We start from the raw sequence: 503 nt of genomic DNA on the forward strand, positions 1-503 counted from the left end.
CGGGCGCCGTCTGCCACTCGGTGCCCCAGTGGACGCTGAGGAGGACGACGTTCGCGCCGGCCGCCCGGGCCGCGCGGGCGTCGGCGATGATCCGGTTCTGGTCGATCAGGTTGACGGACCAGGGCTTGCCGGCCGGGACCGGGATCCCGTTCGTGCCGTACGTGTAGTCCAGCTGGGCGACCTTGGCGCCGCCGGCGGAGAGCACCGCCGGGGCCTTGGCCTCATCGGCGCTGCGGGCCGAGCCGACGTGCTTGATGCCGACGCGGTCGAGGTGTTCCAGGGTGCGGACGAGGCCGTCGTAGCCGTCGTCCAGGGTGTGGTTCGAGCCGGTCGAGCAGCTGTCGTAGCCGGCGTCCTTCAGGGCGTCGGCCAGCTGGTGCGGGGCCTTGAAGGCGGGGTACCCGGTGTAGGGGCCGCCGGGCCGGCCGTACGGTATCTCGTGGTGGCATATCGCCAGGTCGGCGGCGGCCACCAGAGGTTTGACCCCCGCGAGTATCTTCCGG

Annotated in this window: 1 protein-coding gene; it reads right to left on the bottom strand. The window is 72.4% G+C overall.

The annotated features are described in order from the left end of the window. On the bottom strand, positions 1-503 hold a 503-nt coding region (locus G3I78_RS47630), incomplete at both ends, for a CapA family protein (RefSeq protein WP_164436853.1).

This window comes from Streptomyces sp. SID13726 (assembly GCF_010548375.1).
In the GTDB taxonomy this organism is placed as follows: domain Bacteria; phylum Actinomycetota; class Actinomycetes; order Streptomycetales; family Streptomycetaceae; genus Streptomyces.